The following is an 18,899-nucleotide window of genomic DNA, read 5'->3' as shown; positions in this document are numbered from 1 at the left end:
GGAAGGTAAGAGCTAAAGGAAAGGAGCCTGTTGTTTGATGCTAGTAGCCTTGGAAGGGATCGATGGGGCTGGCAAGACGACGCAGCTGCGCCTGCTGGAGGAGCGGGCGCGTCGCCAGGGGCTGCGCGTGGCCAGTCTCTCGTTCCCTCGCTACACTGAGACCGTTTTCGGGCGCTGTGTGGCCGCCTACTTGCGTGGCGACTTTGGCCCTCTGACCGAGGTGCCGCCGCGCTCAGCCGCCCTGCTCTTCGCCGGCGACCGCCTGGAAAGTTTGGAGCTGCTTTCTCGCCTGGCGACGGAAAGCGATCTCCTGCTGCTGGATCGCTACGTGGCCTCTAACCTGGCCCACCAAGGGGCACGCCTCACTGGCGCAGAGCGGGAGGCTTTCCTGACCTGGTTGGCGCACCTGGAGTATGACGTCTTCGGTCTACCGCGCCCCACGCTCACGCTCTATCTGCGCCTGCCGGTGGCAGTGGCCACCAGGCTGCTGGCTACACGCGCCCAGCAGCAGAACCAAAGGGGTACACGCGATATCCACGAGGAGGACGCTGTCTATCTGGCACGCTGCGCCGAGGTCTATGAGCAGCTCGCCAGCACCCGCGCCGATGGTCCTTGGGAGACCATTGCTTGCGCCGATGAGCAGGAAAGATTGCGCCCACCGGCGGAGATCGCGGCGCAGATCTGGTCGTTGCTGGAAAGGTATGGTGCCATATGAGCCGCCGCGTCGTGCTGGTCGATTACGATCCCCAGTGGCCGCTGGAGTACGCCGCCGAGCGCCAGCGGCTGCTTGCGGCCATCGGCCCCTGGCTGGTGGCTATCGAGCATATCGGCAGTACCTCTGTGCCTGGCCTGGCCGCCAAGCCCATTATCGATATTATGGCAGCAGTAGCCCAGCTCTCGCATGCTACCTCCTGCATCGAGCCGCTGCGCGCCCTCGGCTATGAGTACCTGCCAGAGGTTGAGCGCTTTATCCCTGAGCGACGCTACTTTCGCAAGCTCCACGGCGAGGAACATACCCACCATCTGCACATGGTGGAGTACAACAGTCCTTTCTGGCAGCGCCATCTGCTCTTTCGCGATTACCTGCGCGCCCATCCGGCTACAGCCCAGGAGTACGCTCGCCTGAAGCGGGCGCTGGCGGTACGTTTCCCCAACGACGTCGCTGCTTATACCGATGCCAAAACCGCTTTCATCAGGGGTATCGAAGCCCAGGCCGCTCACTGGTCAGCTCAGGGGCGACCAGCGCCAGTCGATGACGCGTAAGCGCGTGTGACAAGGGCGCTGCGCTGCTGCCCCCAAAACAAAGCGAGAGAAGGGATCTTCTCCCTTCCCCCGCATCTATCGGCAGGCCCATCAATCGATGAGCTCGTACGCCGGCAGTGTCAGAAACTCGGTAAACTCGCGGTTGGCGATAATGCCATCGAGGAGATTGTAGGCTTGCTCGTAGCGGCGCGACTGATAGGTCTGCTCACCGACGGCGGCCTTGATCTTCTCCAGCTCCTCGCGCGCCAGCTGGCGCACCAGCTCCAGTGTCACTTTGCGCCCATCGTCCAGAATGCCGCGCGGATGATGCACCCACTGCCAGATCTGGGAGCGTGAGATCTCGACCGTGGCGGCATCCTCCATCAGGTTATTGATCGGGACACAGCCCAGGCCGCCAAGCCAGGCCTCCAGATACTGCGTCCCTACGCTGATGTTCGTTCGCAGGCCGCCCTCGGTGATGGTCCCCTCGGGCACGCGCAGCAAGTCGGCGGCGCTCACCTGCACATCCTCGCGCTTGCGCTCGATCTGGTTCGGCTGCGGCATGACGCGATCGAATTCCTCCTGAGCCACCTGCACCAGCCCGGGATGAGCCACCCAGGTGCCGTCATGGCCGTCGGTCGCCTCGCGCCGCTTATCGGCGCGCACGCGCTCCATCGCCTCCTCGTTGGCCGCCGGATTATTCTTGATGGGGATCTGGGCCGCCATGCCGCCGATGGCGTGGGCATTGCGCCGATGGCAGGTTTTAATGGTCAGCAGCGTATAGGCCCGCATAAAGGGCGTGGTCATCGTCACCTGGGCCCGATCGGGATAGAGGAATTGCTCGTGATTGCGGAATTTCTTAATGGCGCTGAAAATGTAATCCCAGCGTCCGCAGTTGAGGCCCGACGAGTGCTCGCGCAGCTCGTAGAGGATCTCATCCATTTCGAAGGCGGCCAGGATCGTTTCGATCAGCACCGTGGCCTTGATCGTCCCGCGCGGGATGCCGAGCTGCTCCTGGGCCAGCAGGAAGACATCGTTCCACAGGCGCGCCTCCAGATGGCTCTCCATCTTCGGCAGGTAGAAGTAGGGGCCAGTGCCGCGCTCAAGCAGGGCGCGCGCGTTGTGGAAGAAATACAGCCCAAAGTCGAAGAGGCTGCCGGAAATGGGTTTGCCATCGAGCAGAACATGCTTCTCTGGCAGGTGCCAGCCACGGGGACGGACCACCAGCGTGGCGATCTGTTCGTTGAGGCGGTAGTGCTTGCCCTCGGGGCTGACATAGCTGATGGTGCGCCGGACGGCGTCGCGCAGGTTGATCTGCCCCTGCACAAGGTTGGCCCAGGTTGGGCTGAGGGCATCCTCAAAGTCGGCCATGTAAACCTTGGCCCCTGAGTTGAGTGCGTTGATGATCATCTTGCGCTCAGCGGGACCAGTGATCTCCACGCGCCGATCTTGCAGGTCGGCAGGGACGGGGTTGATCGTCCAGTCTGCTTCACGAATATGGGCCGTCTCTGGCAGGAAGTCGGGGAGCTTGCCGGCATCGATCTCGGCCTGCCGCTCGACACGCTTGCGCAGCAGCTCCTCGCGACGCCCCCCGAATTCGCGCACCAGCGTCACCACAAAGTGCAATGCCTCTGGCGTCAGTATCTCTGCGTATTCGGGCGGAACCGGTGCTTTGATCTCAAGCCCGTCTGGATAGCTCTGCTTCGTCATCTGCTTCGCTTCGCCTTTCTGCCTGACACAATGGGGGCACGCCTGATACGCCTGACGCGCCTGAACGCGCCCACCAGCCTTTGTCGTTTTCCCCCCATTGTACGACATCGGAGCAGGCACGCTCAAGCGCGTCGGCGTTCGCCGCTACCCGTCAGGAGTGACCAGAAGATGGATGGAAGGATATCAATGGAATTGTTCTGCTTCGGTCGAACCAGCCAGGGCCACAGTCGAGGCCTGGCCGCCAGAGATAACCATCGCTACCTCGTCGAAGTAGCCGGTGCCAACCTCACGCTGATGGCGCGTGGCCGTGTAGCCCTCGCGCTCCAGAGCAAACTCTTCTTCTTGCAGGTCGGCGTAGGCCGCCATGCCGCGCTGACGATAGCCCAGCGCCAGCTTGAACATGCTCTGATTGAGGGCGTGGAAGCCGGCCAGGGTCACAAACTGGAACTTGTAGCCCATCTTGCCCAGCTCGTCCTGGAAGGTGGCAATGGTGTGAGCGTCGAGCTTCTTCTTCCAGTTGAACGAAGGCGAGCAGTTGTAGGCCAGCAGCTTGCCAGGATACTTCTCGTGGATGGCCTCGGCAAAGCGCCGCGCCTCGTCCAGATTCGGCTCAGAGGTCTCGCACCAGATGAGATCGGCATAGGGAGCATAAGCCAGCCCTCGGGCAATGGCCGCCTCCAGCCCGTGGCGCGTGCGGAAGTACCCCTCGGGGGTGCGCTCACCGGTGAGGAAGGGATGATCAGCCGGGTCGACATCGCTGGTGATAAGGGTGGCCGCGTTGGCATCGGTGCGCGCAATGAGAATGGTCGGCACCCCCATGACGTCCGCCGCCAACCGGGCAGCAATCAGGTTGCGAATGGCCAGGCGCGTGGGAATCAGGACCTTGCCACCCAGATGGCCACACTTCTTCTCTGAGGCGAGCTGATCTTCAAAGTGCACGCCCGCCGCGCCAGCCTCGATCATGGCTTTGGTCAGTTCATAGACGTTGAGCGGTCCGCCAAAGCCCGCCTCTCCATCGGCCACAATCGGGGCAAACCAGTAGATGTCTCCTTTTCCTTCGGCCTGCTGAATCTGGTCAGCCCGCTGCAGTGCCTGGTTGATGCGCTTGACGACGTGCGGCACGCTGTTGGAGGGGTAGAGACTTTGGTCAGGATACATCTGCCCCGCCAGATTGGCATCGGCAGCCACCTGCCAGCCGCTTAGATAGATAGCCTTGAGACCAGCTTTGACTTGTTGAACAGCCTGGTTACCCGTGAGCGCGCCGAGCGCCGCCACATATGGCTCTCTGTGCAGCAGCTCCCAGAGCCGCTCAGCTCCCAGACGCGCTAAGGTGTATTCTATCTGAATGGAGCCGCGCAGACGCACGACGTCCTGTCCGCTATAGGGCCGCTTGATGCCCTGCCAGCGCGGATCTTCGCGCCAGGAACGCTCCAGCTCTTCGGCGCTGGGGCCACTATAGGGCGTCTGCCGCTTTCCATGTGCGCCATTGCCATTCATAGTATATTGACTGCTCATTATGATCTCTGCTCCTCTCTCCAGAAGCGCTTTGATAAGCTTTGACCTATAGATCTGCGGGGCCTGCTCGCTCCATAACAAGGATAACACACGAACAGGCGAAGTTGCTATGAAATAAGTTAAAAGCTGGTAAGCTTTACGATAACTAAATGCTTATAGGTTGCCAACGCAAAGATGGGGAGCCAGTTCGTTTCTGCTGAGGTGAACTGGCTCCCCACCTTCAATGATGACTGATCCAGGCCTGGCCTAGGCACCGTGACACTTCTTGTACTTTTTGCCGCTGCCGCAGTAGCAGAGGTCGTTGCGCCCGATCTTGCGCGGGGGGGCTGCTGGCTGCGTCACGGAGGGGCTGGCGACTGCTGTGCCGCCGCGGGCCGCGCGCCGTCCGCCGCTGCTACGCGGGCGGGCGCCGTTGCCGTCGCTCTTGGCCTGACCGCTCAGACGCGCAATCTCGTCGACGTTGGTGCGCAGGTTGCGCGGCAGTTGACGCGGCTTCGGCTGCGGGCGTTGGACGGTCACGGTGATCTCGCCGCGCAGCATCTTGAGCAGTTCATCGACGATGTAATGCTGGATGGCGCGCTTCAGCTCCTCAAACATGCGATAGGCTTCGTTCTTGAATTCGGTCAGCGGATCACGCTGGCCGACGGCCCGGAACTGGATGCCGGAGCGCATTACATCGAGGGCATCGATGTGATCCATCCAGAGACGGTCGACGACTTGCAGCGTGATGGAGTGCTCCAGGTCGCCCAGAGTGGGTACACCCTGACCCAGGTGCTCCTCGGCCAGCTCAGCAAGGCGGCGCCCCTGGGCTTCGTAATGCTCGATGACCAGCTCGCTCAGGCGCTCCTTCAGCTCGTCTTTGCGCAGAGCATGCAGGTTCTCCGGCAGGAAGTCCTCGGGGACATGGACCCAGCGCTCGATTTGGGTGAAGAGCAGCTCTAGCTCGCCCTCATCGTTGATGGCCTGCCCGGGAATGCAGCGATCAACGAGAGCCGCAATCTCGTTGCGGATCATCTCCAGGACACGCTCGTGCATGTCGGCTCGTTCGAGGACGGCTCGCCGATCGGCATAGATAACCTCGCGCTGCCTGGCGATGACGTCGTCGTATTCGACAACATGCTTGCGGATGTCGAAGTTGTAGCCTTCGACGCGAGCCTGGGTCTGCTCGATAAAGCGTGAGACGAGGCTGCTCTCCAGCGGAGTGTCATCGTCCATGCCCGCCATCTTCATAAAATTCGAGGCCCGATCAGCCCCAAAGCGGCGCATGAGGTCGTCCTCGAGCGAGAGGTAGAAGCGCGAGGAGCCGGGATCACCCTGGCGCCCGGCGCGGCCACGTAGCTGGTTGTCGATGCGCCGCGACTCATGACGCTCGGTACCGATGACGTGCAGGCCGCCTAGCTCTACAACCCGCTGGTGATCCTCCTCACACTGGCGAATCAGGTCCTGGAGGATCTCGTTCTTCTCCTCCTCAGTCATGCCCTCGATATACTGTCGGATAGCCTCTTCTTTCTCTTCACGCTCCTCCGGCGTATTCTCAGGCATTTCGCGAATGTAGTCGACGTGCTCGGCATGCTTGCGCAACACGAGGTCAAAGTAGCTGGCAGGGTTGCCGCCCAGGAGGATGTCGGTACCACGTCCAGCCATGTTGGTGGCGATCGTCACCGCTCCGCTGCGTCCGGCCTGAGCGATGATCTGGGCCTCGCGCTCGTGGTGCTTGGCATTGAGCACGTTGTGAGGAATGCCCTCTAGCGAGAGCAGGTGCGAGAGATGCTCAGATTTCTCAACCGAGGTCGTGCCAACCAGCACCGGCTGCCCGCGCTCGTGGCGCTCTTTGATCTCTCGGACCACGGCACGCCACTTGGCCTCTTCGGTCCGATAGATGAGGTCTGGCAGGTCCTGGCGGATCATCGGCTTGTTGGGCGGGATGACGATCACATCCAGCTTGTAGATCTTATGGAACTCTTCCGCCTCGGTAATGGCCGTGCCAGTCATACCTGCCAGCTTGCGGTAGAGGCGAAAGTAGTTCTGAAAGGTGATCGTGGCATAGGTATGGTTCTCGCGCTGAACCTGCACCCCCTCCTTGGCCTCGATCGCCTGGTGCAATCCCTCGCTATAGCGCCGGCCCGGCAGTAAACGCCCGGTGAACTCGTCGACGATGATCACCTGGCCATCTTTGACAAGGTAGTCCCGATCACGCTTAAAGAGGACGTGCGCCTTGAGGGCATTCTCCATATAGCGCGCCAGATCAAGGTGTTCCTCGGCATAGAGGTTCTGGGTGCCGAGCATGCGCTCCATCTTTTCGATGCCCTCGTCAGTCAGCATGACCGTGCGCGACTTCTCGTCGACGGTATAGTCAATCTCAGGCTTGAGTCGCGGGACCAGGCGCGCAAACTTGACGTAGAGGTCTGTCGATTCAGGGCCAGGACCAGAAATGATGAGCGGCGTGCGCGCTTCGTCGATCAGGATGTTGTCGACCTCATCAACGATGGCGTAGTTCAGCTCACGCTGGACCATCTGGCTGAGGTCGGTGACCATGTTGTCGCGGAGATAGTCGAAGCCGAATTCGTTATTGGTGCCGTAGGTGATGTCGGCAGCATAGGCGGCGCGTCGCTCGGGACTTTGCGGCTCGACGGCGTTGACGATGACGCCTACGCTCATGCCCAGGAAGCGGTAGATCTTCCCCATCCACTCGGCATCACGGCGCGCCAGGTAATCATTGACGGTCACGACATGGACGCCCTTGCCGGTGAGGGCGTTGAGATAGACGGGCAAGGTGGCCACCAGGGTTTTTCCTTCACCGGTCTTCATCTCGGCGATCTTGCCCTGATGGAGCACGACACCGCCGATGAGCTGGACATCGAAATGGCGCATGTTGAGCACGCGCCGCGCCACTTCGCGCACGACCGCAAAGGCCTCGGGCAGAAGATCGTCAAGGGTCTTGCCTTTCTGGCGATAGCGCCGCGCCATGTCCTCGCTCAGCGACTGCATAGCCTCGGCTTTGTAGGCGACCAGCTCCGGCTGCAGATGGGTGAGAATGCGGCTCAGGAGCCGCTCTAAACGCTCGTCAGCCCCCTCATCGGGATTACGGGCCTGGCGGCGTTCCTCTTCGAAGATGGCCCAGGCTTTGGCGAAAGCGCGCCGACGCTCCTCCTCTGGCAGCTGCGCCAGGTCAGGTTCTACCTCCTGGAGCAAGCCCATGATGGCCTCTTCAGGGTTGGGCTCCTCCTCCGGCCACAGCTGCCGCTCTTCTACCAGGTCCATGACGGCTTCGACGCGCAAGGCGTTGAAGGTGGGATTGAGCCGCTCGTAGCCAGCGGCAAAGAGCTCGTCTAAAACATCGGCCAGCTGATTGCGCAGGACCTCCTCCTCGTCGCGTCGCCGGTCAAGCTTCTGACAGTAGCCGGTAATGGCGGCCCGAAGCTGCTCATCGCTGCAGCGCTCGGCCAGAGGCTCAACGCTGGTGATCGCCTCACGGAAGAGCTTGAGCAGCTCGTCCTCCAGGACACGCCCCCCCTTGAGATACAGGGCGAGCTGCGCGCGGAATTCTGCTGTTTTGCCCGCCAGTTCTTCGTCGCTCAGCTTCTGAATTTCAGGTTCTAAGGCATTGATCCGATCAATGATCGGCTGGATGCGTTTCAGTTCGCGCTGATTGGGATCTCCCAGAATCTTCGTTAGCAGTTGCATGTCGCTCTCTTCTCCTGCAGCCCGGCTGGCATGGTCGCCCGCATCCCTGGCTGGCGCTGGTCGGTGGGTGCCCTCTTATGGTGATGACGCCAGTTGACCGGCCCATGTTCTCATTCATTATATCACACCTCGTCTCCACCGGGCGCGCAGGCCAATCACGCACGGTGCATCTTGACAGGTGACAGCCGGTAATGCCACACTCTATAGTAATAAGGCTTTATGACAGGGAGGGAAGGAACGGCCAGAGTAAGCCGCTCATTGCTCTCTTGAAAAGCTCAGCCGCTTCGCGCCTCTTCTCAAGACGAAGCGGTGCCAGCAGCCCCAAGAGGAGAACAGGGTGGGTCACCGACAGGCAACCCCATCAGACGGGCCACTGATGGCTTGCCGCCTCCTGGTTGGCTAAGTAAGGCCATCTCGCCATAGGCACAGGGCCTGCTCCTGTAGTTCCTCTCCCCTCGTTGTCGGCTATGCCTACCCCAAACGACGTCTCCAGCGCAGCGCCTGGCGCGTTGCAGCGCTGTCGCCTTGTCGCTTTCGGGCGAGCTACCTACCGCAAGGCGACGGCGGCGACGGCCCCAATGAAAGGAGGCGATGGCCCGGTCCGGTCGCTACTCGCACCCGTTCATATCCGTCCACCCTTATACACTCATCAGCGCTCTAGCCAAGCCACGAGCGAGGTGGCTATTCTTTCTGCTTACCTCAGCAACGTGAGGCGCGCTCTCTTTGTCTCTGGCACAGGCCACTGGCAGCGAGCCAGCCAGCTCAGTTCAGCTCGTCAAGCAGGTCAGGCAGGGCAGAGCAGGACAGGACAGGACAGGCAGGGAGCGCAGCGGGGCAGGCCGAATAGTCCGGTCCCTTGTTCTCCTCTGCCAGGCGCTCGCCCCTGGGTTCAGCGGGCAGTTTCTGCTTTGCTCTGCTCTGCGCGGCGATGATGCCCAGGCAGATGCATCTGATCTGGTCCGGTACCGCTGACAGCCGCCCGCCGGCCTGTCCCTTGAGCATGGCGTTCGCGCTGAGGCGGACGCGGTTACAGGCACGGAGAGCGCAACCAGGATACCGTAGTCTGGACGCAAGGAGCCAAACAGCGATGTTTCACCAGTTACTGACTCCCGTTGCTAATAACCTCTTTCTCTCCTTCCTTGTAGGGATTATTCCCATCGCCGTCGTCCTGATCCTGCTGGGAGTGATCCGTCTGCCGGCCTGGCTCTCAGCCCTGATCGGGCTGATCGTCGGCTTGTTGATCGCCGTTTTCGTCTGGCAAATGCCCTTTCAGCTGGCGGCCAGCTCGACGCTCAACGGCATGGTCTTCGCCCTCTGGCCGGTGATGTGGATCGTCTGGAACGCGATGTGGCTCTACAACGTGGCGGTGCGCACGGGGAAATTCGAGCTATTTCGCCGCTGGATGGTCCATAATGTGCCGGCGGACCGCCGCATTCTGCTGCTCATCATCGGTTTCAGCTTCGGGGCGCTGATGGAAGGGATCTCGGGCTTCGGAACACCGGTGGCAATCTGCAGCGCGCTCCTGATGGGCCTTGGCTTTGAGCCGCTGGATGCCATTGTGATGACCCTGATTTTCAATACCACGCCGGTGGCCTTTGGGGCGCTCGGTGTGCCGATTACGACCTTGCACGGCGTGACCAACCTGCCAACAGGGGCCCTGTCAGCAATGGTTGGGCGCCAGCTTCCTATCTTTAGTCTCTTGCTGCCGTTCTATGCCCTGGTGGTCTATGCTGGCGTGCGCAGCCTGCGCACCTGCTGGCCGGCAGCGCTGGTGGCAGGTCTCTCGTTCGCCTTGACCCAGTTCGCGGTCTCTAATTTCATCGGTCCGGAATTGCCCGACGTCCTGGCCTCGCTGGTGTCGCTGCTGTGCGTGATCCTCTTTGTACAGATCTGGCAGCCACGCGATACGGCGGAGTATATGGCAGCTTTTGCGAATGCCAGCTCCAGCGCCCGTGGCGCGGGCGGAACGAGCCAGTCGACCACCGAGCGCCCGACCCTGGGGGAGACGCTCCTGGCCTGGTTGCCCTGGCTGCTGGTGAGCGCAGTGGTGATTATCTGGACCTTCGCCGGCGTGGCGAAGATCGGCCAGATCAACGTGCCCTGGCCCAACCTGCATAACGCGATTTATCTGACCCTTTACAAGAAGCCCTATGCCGCGATCTATAGCTTCCAGCCCCTGGGCACAGGGACGGCTATTCTGCTGGCCATGTTGCTGACGGCAGCAGTGATGATCGCCGCCGGGGCACGCCCGGTTATTCTCTGGCAGGCGCTGACCGACACCTGGCGCCAGTTGCGCTACGCCATTCTCACTGTGATGTTCATCGTGGGTCTGGCCTATCTCTTTAACTACTCAGGCATCTCCTATACCATCGGCCTGGCCATATCCTCGCTGGGCGTGGTCTTCCCCTTCTTCTCCGTCTTCCTGGGCTGGATCGCCTGCTTCCTGAGCGGCAGCGATACGTCGTCGAACGCCCTCTTCGGCAATCTGCAGGTGGTGGCGGCCCAGCAGTTGAAGCTGAGTCCGATCTTGATGGCGGCCACCAATTCCAGCGGGGCAGTGATGTCAAAGATGATCTCGCCGCAGAATCTGACAACGGGCGCCTCGACCATTGGTTTGACCGGCAAGGAGGGCCTGGTGGTACGCCGCACATTCTGGCACAGTATCATCCTGGCCTGCATTCTGGGAGTGATTGTCATGGTCCAGCAGTACCTGGTACCTGGCATTATTCCCCAGTAAGCTACGCCGCTCTACTCTCCGTCGAGGAAGGTCTGCCAAGACAGGGGCGTGAGCACGTCTGCTTGCTGAAGCTGCGTACGCTACGCCCCTCACAAGGGCAGGAGCAGTCTGGCCCCTCTTTCTGCTCAGCCAGCTCTCCTGCTCTGCTCTCCGTCGTCCGCGCTGCTGGAGAGGAGGCGCCCCTGTGTCCCCAGCTCACAGTTGAATGATAACCAATTATTGACCAGAATGTGTCGATCTCTCAACTTGACTTTAATACAATTTTCATTGACACTATGTGTAGTGCCTGCTATGGTAATATTGTGACCTTGGGCCTTGTGCGAGTATGCGAGTATGCAAGTATAGGGGTCCCGCCATCTTCACCGCCCAAGGGCTGGCAGCCGCCATCTTCGCTGAAGAGAGTTGGTCCAAAAGAGAAAATTTTCCCCTTTCCTGGCGTTCTGAAGAAGAGGCGGAAGGAGCTAGCTGTGACCGCCGGAGCTGGTTAACTAGGTTAGATCGTCACCTGAACGCAGAGGTTTTTTTGCTCATGAGCAGCCAGTACCCTCAAGGCAGAGCCGGTTCACCTGACGCACGACGGCAACAGTTTGTAATGATGAATCTCCTCCTGCGCGCTGTTGCCGCTATGTATACGATCGATGAACTTTTTCAGTGGCTCTGTTATGCTTTTATCGAGCACTTCCAGATCGAGTTGATCGAGTTTTGGACACCGCTCCTCACACCAGCCCGTACCTCCGTGCTCCATCTGCGCACGATGCTTCCCCGCGACCCCAACCTGCCGGAGCAGATCACCTACAATGAGCAGATGCTGCTCATTGCCCAGCGCTTTGCCTTTGAGCAACGTCCGGTCCAGACCTTCTCCATTGAGATGCTCTTTCCTCCGCAGCAGGTGGGCCTGTTGCACCAGTACGCTTGCCACTACTGTCTTGGCGGCTTCATGAGCAGTCCCGTGCTGCTCCCCGCCCCGCCTGCCACGCCGGGTCCCCAGGAGCCGCTCCCTTTTGCACTGACCTACCTGTTCTTCGTAGGTTACCAGCCCCAAACTGATCTTCAGCAGGCAATTACGATGCTGCTGCGTCAGGCAATCGGTCTGGCAACTCAGCGTGGCCTGCTCCTCCCGCTACCGGCACCAGGTTCCCCCCTCTCCAGGCCCGGGTCGACGACAGTGGCCGCTGGCCCACCAGGGACCTCAACCAGGACCCCAGGCCCAGGCCCAGGCCCAGGCCGCCAATCGCAGCCAGTTCCTTTGACCGCCCTGATCCCACGACGCAAGGAGGATGCAGAACTGCTGACTTCAGAAAATCCTTTTGCACGCTCCGCCGCCATCGCCGATAAACGCGCCCGCCGCCTTCATGGCGCTATCGATGGCGAGCAGAGCATCGCGGAGCTGGTCCAGAGCACAGGCATGGAGCTGGCCGATGTCCTGGCCGCTCTGCAGATCCTGGTGAAGATGCGGCGCGTGGAATTAGTTGATCCCGACGGGCACCCCGTCAGCGCTGAACGGCTCTTTGAGTCGTGAGTCAGCCAGGAAGGGATCTGTCAAGGCGCCCTGGATCGCTGTGCTCCTTTTCTTTCATTTATTCTTTCTTTAGCTATTTTCCAGATTTTCTGCTAGCTCTGGCTCGCTAGGAAGGAGACCGACGTGGGTTTCAGTTGGATGCCCATCGTGCTCGCGATTATTCTGATTGCGATTACGCTCTTTGTGACCTTACGCGTGGCGGTTGCCTATCCCCAGGTGCGCAGCACACGCCTGCTGACGCTGGGAATCTCGATGGGGATGATCGCCCTCACTGGCCTGGCCGATCTGCTGTCGATGCTGGTGACGAGCGTCACCCTCCACACGGACTGGTTTCTTTATCTGGGTCAAGCCTGCGCCTGTCTGTTTATCCTGCTCAGCCTGCTCAATAATTCTGATCAGTATTTGAACGTCTTGCTCCGCTTGCAGATCATCTGCTCGCTGGTGGCCCTCTGTGTCGGGCTGCTATCCCCTATTCTGCCGGACCTGCCCAACGTGGGCCTCCGCGCTACCTTGAGCGGTTCTCGCGCCCTCCTTTGCCTGGGCATTTTCTATCTGTATACCACGGCCCTGCTGAAGAAGCCCACGCGCTTCGCTTTCCTGATGGGCACAGCCTTCCTCTTCCTTGGCCTGGGCTATCTGATGATCTTCCAGAAGTATTTCTTTGTGAACTCTCTGCTGGTTGACAATATCGGCGATGGCTTGCGCATCATCGGCCTGCTGGCAATGCTGGTGGCGGTGCTGGGCAGCTGAGCCAGGGTCGCCAGGCCAGGCTTCGGCCAGTAAGAGAGAAGGAAGCTGGCTTCAACCTGGCCTGGCCTGGCTCAGGCTTCGGTGGCACTCCCACGCCGGGCGCTCAACCAGGCTCGCAGAGCGTTGGTATGATCTACCAGGTGCTCACAAGCCTCGCCATAGATCAGCTCTCCAAGGGGCCTGGCCTGCCAATTCACCACCAGCCGGGCTGTCTCCTGCAGGAGTCTGTCATCGAGCGCCTTAGCCTCATCGTAGAGACGACGCCAGGTCGTGTGAAAGTTCGTCAGCACCTCAACCAGCGTTTGTCCCTGACGCTCGCGGTGGAAACGCTGGTTGAGTTCCTCCAGTTCTTCCTCGCTCATGGTGTCAAAGCATAGCAGCGGCTCCCGCCCCTCACGGGCAGCGGAGATATCACTGAAGGCCAGCTCCAGCCAGGCAGTAAGATGGGCGATCACATCTTTCACAGACCAAGCGCCCGCCACCCCTGGCAGAAACAGCTCTTCCGAGGTCAAAGTGGCCAGCAGGCTATTCCATTCCTGATAGCAACGCTGCATCTCACTGAGCAGTCGGGCTTTTTCCACAGATGACTTCTCCTTTTCTTCTCTGATCCGCGGCTCCCTCGGCAGAAGCCAATTTCTCTACGAGCACTGTACCTCTATCAGTGTTACACACTCTCTTGAGCATAGCAGCGAAAGCGGTTATACTTCGTCCTAATTCGTTGATGCTGATCTGATCATCGGGCGCAGATGGAGAAAGCGAGGTCGCTATGTACTTTCCCACGACGCGCGTGCTCACGGTGCTGGAGCTGCTCCAGGCCCGTGGGCGGATGAGTGGGGCCGAGCTGGCGGCGCGCCTGGAGGTAAGTCCGCGGACGGTGCGTCGCTATATCACCATGTTGCAGGACCTTGGTATCCCGGTGGAGGCGGAGCATGGCCGCTACGGAGCCTACTTTCTGCGCCCGGGCTTTCGCCTACCGCCTCTGATCTTTAGCGACGAGGAGGCCCTGGCTCTGACTCTGGGTCTGCTGCTGACACGACGTCTGAATCTCATTGGCGATCAGAGCGCTGTCGAGGGGGCTTTGGCCAAGATTGAGCGTGTGCTCCCCGGACCGCTGCGCGAGCGCCTGCAGGCGGTGCAGGAGACTCTGCTCTTCGACCTGCCACAGGCCAGTCAGCGACCTGCCGCCGGAGTGCTGCTGACCGTCAGCCGCTGCACGCAGCAGAGCCAGCGTCTCTGGCTGCGCTATCGCTCCTGGGGTGGAGCCGAGAGCGAGCGCGAGGTTGATCCTTATGGGCTGGCCTATTGCTTCGGCAGCTGGTATCTGGCGGGCTACTGCCACCTGCGTCAGGCACTGCGCGTCTTCCGGCTCGATCGCATCCTGCTGGCCGAGGAACTTCCCGCTACGTTTGCGCGACCAGTCGATTTTGACTGTCTGGGAGCGATTCAACGCGCCATCGCGCTCACACCGGCCCCCTGGCAGATCGAGGTGGTCCTGGAGTTGCCACTCTCCGAGGTGCAACAGCGACTACCACCTGCCCTGGCGGTATTAGAGCCACTGCCTGAGAATGAGCAGACGACCCTACTGCGCTGCTCAACGCATAATCTGGACTGGGCCGCCCATGTGCTGGTCGGACTGGACTGCCGCCTGCGGGTGCGCCATCCTCCCGAGCTGTCCACGGCCCTTCAGGCCCTGGCGCGGCGCATCAGTGAGCAGGTGGCCTGGCCTGAGAGAGACCCTTGATCCCCCCCACCGCAGCAGAGTCAGTCAACCATCTGGCTTCTCCGAGACCTGAGCCAGGGGTAGCGCGAACCAGAAGGTGGCTCCCTGGCCAGGCTGACTCTCCAGGCCCACCTCACCGCCGTGAAGCTGGATAATGGTGCGACAGATATGCAGGCCCAGCCCCAGGCCAACCGGCGAGCCTTCCTGCACGGGGATGCCCGGCGCGCGATAGAAGCGCTCCCAGATGCGCTGTTGCAGCTCAGGCGGTACTCCCGGTCCCTCGTCGCGCACCAGCACCCGCGCCCGCTGCCCTTCGACGCGGAGACGGACCTCGATAGGACGGTCGGGCGGCGCATAGCGAATGGCGTTGAGCAGATAATTGGTCAGCACCTGACTGATACGTGCGGCGTCAACCTCAACCGGCACCTCGCCAGCACTCTCGACGCTGAGGCGAATGTCGCGCCCCGGGTGGACCTGCTGCTGACTCTGCACCACGTCACGCACGATAGCGACCAGGTCCAGACGTCGACGGACTAGCTGCAAGGTCTCTGATTGGATACGCGAGAAGTCAAGCAGGTCCCCGACGAGACGGTCCAGTAAGTCAACCTGAGCAATCGAGCGATCAAGGAGCTCGGGAATAGTGGCCAGGCGTTGGAGGACAGGCTGGGCCTGGAGCGTGGACTGAGCGGCGCTGCCTCCGCTGGAGCCGCCGCGACCGAGATCGCGACCGAGGGCGCTGGCCTTTTGCAGGAGCCGCTTGATGAGCTGGGCATTGGCCTTGAGAACGGTCAGGGGGGCCCGCAGCTCATGGCTGGCAAAGCTGATGAACTCGTCCATGCGACGATTGGCTTCGCGCAGCGCCAGGACGCTGGCCCGCGCCTCAGCCCGCTCTTCTAGCAGATGCTCGCGTTCCAGGACGAGGGTGGCCATGCGCGCCACCGCCGCCGCGAGCGCTAACTCATCGGGACTGTAGCTGTGCTCTTCGGGGCCATAGTCAACGGTGAAGATGCCAATAAGCCGCTCGCGCAGGCACATGGGAATCACAAGCAAGGCCCGCACTGAGTAGCTGCGGACCTGACGGCGCAGGTGACCGAACTCGGGCGCCTCCAGGTCGATGAGCAGGCTTTCGCCAGCACGCAGCCGCTCCAGCAGGGCCGCACTAAGGAAGGCGCTCAGGGGAGCCCCGAGGACGATTTCCTGCCAGCGACGCTCTTGCTGAGGAGTGACGCCCGTGACCGCTACATGCTGAACGCGCTCGGTTTCGCGCTCCAGTCCAAGCATGGCAACGCGCCGACAGCCAAGTACCTGGCGCGTCAGCTCGCCGAGCCGCAACATGATCAGACGCGTCTGCCCTTCACTCTGGGACTCCTGCAGAGGAAGCGGCTCATCGTCGACCTGGACGAGCGCTTCGGCCATCGCCAGCAGGGCGCTGAGCGCGGTATGAGCACGCTGCTCCAGCCGCCGCCGTGCAGTGACTTCGCGCCCGATGATGATGGCCCCAATGATCTGCCCGCGGCTGCTGCGTACGGGCGCGCCGCTGAAGCTGAAGATGGCTTCCTCTCCTCCAGCCAGCTTGATGCTGATATCAACCGCCTGCTCGCCAGCAATGGCATATCCCTGCTGGAGAATACGCTGCAGCGGCGCAGCGGTGGGGGTATCGGCGAGCAGTAGCGCCTCCGCCGTCTCTCCAGTCTCTACCGCTCCACCCTGGTCGTTCACGCCCGCACTGGCCAGGGCCGCCCGACGGGCATGATCCGGTAGCAAGAGGGGGAGAAGCCGACGGGCCACAGCGTTTACATAGACCAGGCGCCCGCGATGATCATACAGCAGAACGCTATCGCCAATGGCCTCTAATACGGCCCGCAGCCGGCGACGGTACAGCTCAAGCTCGTGCCTGAAGACAGCTTCGTCCGTGCAGGAGCCGAGCCGCTCTAGCAGCGAACGCAGATGCTCCTGCTCCTCGGACTCACAACCTTGCAGGAGCCGTAGCAAGTACTGCCGCGCCTGCTCGTCGGCAACGTGCGCCCGCTCTGGATAGGCAATGATCCAGAGATGACAGGCCTGGACAAAGGCCAGAAAGGCCTGAAGCGATGCATAGGTGCTCGACGGCAACAGGCGCCGCAGCTCCAGGCGAGCCTGCTCCGTCTGCTCGCCCGGTAAGAGCAGCGCCACAGCAGCCCAGAGCAGAGCCTGCTCCAGCGCTGAGGCTGGCTCGGGCCAGCTCCGAAGGGGCTCTGTCTGAGCCGCCAATAGCTCAAGCTGGATGGTTCGCTCCTCGTCGTTCGCCGGCTCCTGGAGGAGAGCGGCGATGGCCGCGGCCCTTTGACCCTGGCTGAGGAGCCGGGCGAGTAAGTAATGAAGACAGTAGGGCACATGCCGCTGGTAGGTAAGAAGGGTAAAGAGCCGAACGCGGAAGGGCGCCGGTAGCAGACTGGTATCGCTAATGATCTGCTCCTGCTGGCGCAACTGCTCGAAGTGCAATGGCTCAGCGCCGGCAGCGGCCAGATAGGGAGGTAGTAGCTTAAACGAGTCTGCACTAGGATTAGTAAACGATTCGCTGCTCTGCATGGATCACCAACGTAGCGGATGGCGCAGATGTGACATGAAGAAGGCCGGGCCGTCAGCCTTCTCGCTCGCTCCTTCTCACTATAGTAGAGGGATACAAGTCGAGGAACAAAGGCGGGAAGCATCACCATCTCGTCAGCTTCCCCGCACGCTATGCCAGGCGCGCGGTCTACCTCAGCCCTGACCCTGGCGAGCAGGGAGAGATCGGCTCGCAGTGGCCTCTGCCTTGCAGCAGGTTCCTCTCGGCCTCACCTTCTATCCATCAGTTTGCCTGCACTCTCATCAGTCATGGTTCGCTGACCCCCGAGCTTCCTCCGGCAATCCTGCCGCCTGTGGAACTAACTAACGTTCAACCGGGCAGCTGCCCAAAAGACCGCCACAAACAGCCAGACAAGAGAACCACTGGCCACAGTGATACAGCGGCTGGCCACCGGGCGCGCGTTGATTCACCATGTATAGCACAAACCCCCTGCTGGGATATCCTTCCCTCGCTTGCGACGGTCGCATCAATTCTAAAGGCAACTGCCTTTTATACAGCAGGAACCTTCAATCATACGAACCACTTGACATCTCTGCATCACAAGTGTAAACTCAACCTCAAACACTCGTGACTGCCTCTCGGCCATATCTCTAGTCTACCTGCTCTACCCACAACAATCAAGCAGAAGCAGGAAGGGGGTCGAACGGTGCTCAGAGGAAGGAGAGCACTGGCCAGCCAGGTGCGCCAGCGGCTGCGCATCCTGATCAGCACGGGCCTTTATCCCCCCGGTTCCCGCCTCCCGAACGAGGAAGAGCTTTCTGAGACGTTAGGAGTCAGTCGCACAACGCTACGCGAGGCGCTTCAGGCATTGGCCGAGGAAGGGCTGATTCTGCGCCGGCATGGTCACGGGACCTTTGTGAACCAGCATCCGCAGCAAGTGCAGGGCAGCCTTGACCGCAACCTTGACATCAGCGAGCTGATTCGGGCCTCTGGGCACCTGCCCGGCACGCGTGACGTCGTCATTCAGACGATGCCAGCCGGGTCCGAGGTGGCCATCCGGCTCTCGCTGGCTCCCACGGACGAGGTGATGGTGATCGAGCGTGTGCGCCTGGCCGATCAGCGTCCTGTGGTCTTCTCGATCGATTTTTTGCCGACGGCCCTGCTGAAGGCAGCCAGTTACGAACTGACCGACCTTTACAGGAACTCGCTCTCCGAGTTTCTTGTCCAGCGTCTTGGCCTCACCATCCACCACGCCCTTGCCCGGCTCCGGCCCGTACTGGCCGAAGTCTGGCTGGCGCAGAAGCTCGGCCTCTCCCCTGGCGCGCCTGTGCTCTATATCGAGCAAGTTGACTATACGCTGGAGCAGCGGCCTGTGCTCTTCTCACAGGGATATCACGTTCCTGACGCGTTCGAGTTCGTTCTTTATCGTCGCGGCCCCGGCGAGAGCTGACCCGGGTGAGCGATCCGATCTTCTCAC

Annotated in this window: 12 protein-coding genes; 7 read left to right on the top strand and 5 right to left on the bottom strand. The window is 61.1% G+C overall.

What is annotated here, in order from left to right:
- Positions 1–37 precede the first annotated feature (37 nt).
- Both A4R35_RS20510 and A4R35_RS20505 read left to right on the top strand, forming a co-directional pair.
- Complete coding sequence (locus A4R35_RS20510) at positions 38–715, top strand: nucleoside/nucleotide kinase family protein (protein ID WP_112432704.1); 678 nt, start codon at positions 38–40, stop codon at positions 713–715.
- A complete protein-coding gene (locus A4R35_RS20505; protein ID WP_112432702.1) occupies positions 712–1,263 on the top strand; it encodes a GrpB family protein in 552 nt (183 codons plus the stop codon). The genes A4R35_RS20510 and A4R35_RS20505 overlap by 4 nt, the downstream gene beginning before the upstream one ends.
- A gap of 90 nt (positions 1,264–1,353) precedes the next feature.
- Here A4R35_RS20505 and aceB read toward each other — a convergent pair whose 3' ends face one another.
- From aceB to secA, 3 genes are all read right to left on the bottom strand, one after another.
- The gene (aceB, locus tag A4R35_RS20500) at positions 1,354–2,952 is read right to left on the bottom strand and encodes a malate synthase A (RefSeq protein WP_112432699.1); all 1,599 of its coding nucleotides are present in this window, start codon (positions 2,950–2,952) and stop codon (positions 1,354–1,356) included.
- A 183-nt stretch (positions 2,953–3,135) separates the two neighbouring features.
- Positions 3,136–4,449: an isocitrate lyase gene (gene aceA / locus A4R35_RS20495; RefSeq protein ID WP_112434371.1), complete on the bottom strand. Its 1,314-nt coding sequence runs from the start codon at positions 4,447–4,449 to the stop codon at positions 3,136–3,138.
- A gap of 264 nt (positions 4,450–4,713) precedes the next feature.
- Entirely contained in the window at positions 4,714–8,151 is a 3,438-nt protein-coding gene (gene secA, locus A4R35_RS20490; RefSeq protein WP_112432697.1) for a preprotein translocase subunit SecA, read from the bottom strand.
- Between the two features lie 1,087 nt (positions 8,152–9,238).
- On the opposite strand from secA, the gene A4R35_RS20480 reads away from it, so the two are divergent.
- The 3 genes from A4R35_RS20480 (at position 9,239) to A4R35_RS20470 (ending at position 13,157) form a co-directional block, all read left to right on the top strand.
- On the top strand, positions 9,239–10,888 hold the full coding sequence (locus tag A4R35_RS20480) for an L-lactate permease (protein WP_112432692.1): 1,650 nt from the start codon (positions 9,239–9,241) through the stop codon (positions 10,886–10,888).
- Between the two features lie 592 nt (positions 10,889–11,480).
- Entirely contained in the window at positions 11,481–12,407 is a 927-nt protein-coding gene (locus A4R35_RS20475; RefSeq protein ID WP_146747285.1) for a hypothetical protein, read from the top strand.
- A gap of 123 nt (positions 12,408–12,530) precedes the next feature.
- Positions 12,531–13,157, top strand: coding sequence for a hypothetical protein (locus A4R35_RS20470; RefSeq protein ID WP_146747284.1), 627 nt, complete (start codon positions 12,531–12,533; stop codon positions 13,155–13,157).
- Positions 13,158–13,228: 71 nt separating this feature from the next.
- Here A4R35_RS20470 and A4R35_RS20465 read toward each other — a convergent pair whose 3' ends face one another.
- Complete coding sequence (locus A4R35_RS20465; RefSeq protein ID WP_112432686.1) at positions 13,229–13,738, bottom strand: ClbS/DfsB family four-helix bundle protein; 510 nt, start codon at positions 13,736–13,738, stop codon at positions 13,229–13,231.
- Positions 13,739–13,923: 185 nt separating this feature from the next.
- Between A4R35_RS20465 and A4R35_RS20460 the strand changes: the two genes are divergently transcribed.
- Positions 13,924–14,898 carry a helix-turn-helix transcriptional regulator gene (locus tag A4R35_RS20460; protein WP_112432684.1) on the top strand — a complete coding sequence of 325 codons (975 nt, stop codon included), beginning with the start codon at positions 13,924–13,926 and terminating at the stop codon, positions 14,896–14,898.
- Positions 14,899–14,922: 24 nt separating this feature from the next.
- Here A4R35_RS20460 and A4R35_RS20455 read toward each other — a convergent pair whose 3' ends face one another.
- The gene (locus A4R35_RS20455; RefSeq protein WP_112432682.1) at positions 14,923–17,445 is read right to left on the bottom strand and encodes a sensor histidine kinase; all 2,523 of its coding nucleotides are present in this window, start codon (positions 17,443–17,445) and stop codon (positions 14,923–14,925) included.
- Between the two features lie 683 nt (positions 17,446–18,128).
- Between A4R35_RS20455 and A4R35_RS20450 the strand changes: the two genes are divergently transcribed.
- Positions 18,129–18,872 (top strand): GntR family transcriptional regulator, encoded by a 744-nt coding sequence (locus A4R35_RS20450; protein ID WP_112432680.1) that lies wholly within the window; start codon positions 18,129–18,131, stop codon positions 18,870–18,872.
- Positions 18,873–18,899: the final 27 nt, after the last annotated feature.

Origin of the sequence: Thermogemmatispora tikiterensis, from assembly GCF_003268475.1 — a bacterium.
GTDB lineage: Bacteria > Chloroflexota > Ktedonobacteria > Ktedonobacterales > Ktedonobacteraceae > Thermogemmatispora > Thermogemmatispora tikiterensis.
This window is presented reverse-complemented; position numbering and strand designations above follow the sequence as displayed.

Bases quoted from the DNA above. Each gene is read 5' to 3' on its own strand.
- A4R35_RS20475 (WP_146747285.1), top strand. From the start codon at position 11,481: ATGATGAATCTCCTCCTGCGCGCTGTTGCCGCTATGTATACGATCGAT.
- A4R35_RS20460 (WP_112432684.1), top strand. From the start codon at position 13,924: ATGTACTTTCCCACGACGCGCGTGCTCACGGTGCTGGAGCTGCTCCAG.
- aceA (WP_112434371.1), bottom strand. From the start codon at position 4,449: ATGAATGGCAATGGCGCACATGGAAAGCGGCAGACGCCCTATAGTGGC.
- A4R35_RS20510 (WP_112432704.1), top strand. From the start codon at position 38: ATGCTAGTAGCCTTGGAAGGGATCGATGGGGCTGGCAAGACGACGCAG.
- secA (WP_112432697.1), bottom strand. From the start codon at position 8,151: ATGCAACTGCTAACGAAGATTCTGGGAGATCCCAATCAGCGCGAACTG.
- aceB (WP_112432699.1), bottom strand. From the start codon at position 2,952: ATGACGAAGCAGAGCTATCCAGACGGGCTTGAGATCAAAGCACCGGTT.
- A4R35_RS20505 (WP_112432702.1), top strand. From the start codon at position 712: ATGAGCCGCCGCGTCGTGCTGGTCGATTACGATCCCCAGTGGCCGCTG.
- A4R35_RS20455 (WP_112432682.1), bottom strand. From the start codon at position 17,445: ATGCAGAGCAGCGAATCGTTTACTAATCCTAGTGCAGACTCGTTTAAG.
- A4R35_RS20480 (WP_112432692.1), top strand. From the start codon at position 9,239: ATGTTTCACCAGTTACTGACTCCCGTTGCTAATAACCTCTTTCTCTCC.